Annotated in this window: 1 protein-coding gene; it reads left to right on the forward strand. The window is 48.6% G+C overall.

What is annotated here, in order from left to right; genetic code table 11:
- The coding region (locus AAEZ03_RS27125) for a transporter-like protein (protein ID WP_350582922.1) at positions 1 to 278 on the forward strand (278 nt) is incomplete at both ends.

Consider the following 278-nt stretch of genomic DNA (forward strand, 5'->3'; position numbering starts at 1 on the left):
GTCCATTCTTGGTGTCGCCCTTATCGGTATCGTCAACTTAATGGTCAGCTTCTCCCTCGCCTTGTTCGTGGCGCTACGCTCAAAAGAAGTGCGCTTCTTTGAATGGGGTCGCCTGACCAAACTGGTGTTTGGTCACATTATCAGTCATCCATCTGACTTCTTTTGGCCACGTGATAAACCCATGAAATATGCGCGTATCGATAGCCAAGGTCGCATGATTTTTGACGATACCTCAGCGCAAAAAGGCGGCAAGCCCTTACCCAGTAATTATGTGGTAC

The sequence above is a fragment of the Pseudomonas sp. HY2-MNA-CIBAN-0224 genome (assembly GCF_040310285.1).
Lineage (GTDB): Bacteria > Pseudomonadota > Gammaproteobacteria > Pseudomonadales > Pseudomonadaceae > Aquipseudomonas > Aquipseudomonas helleri.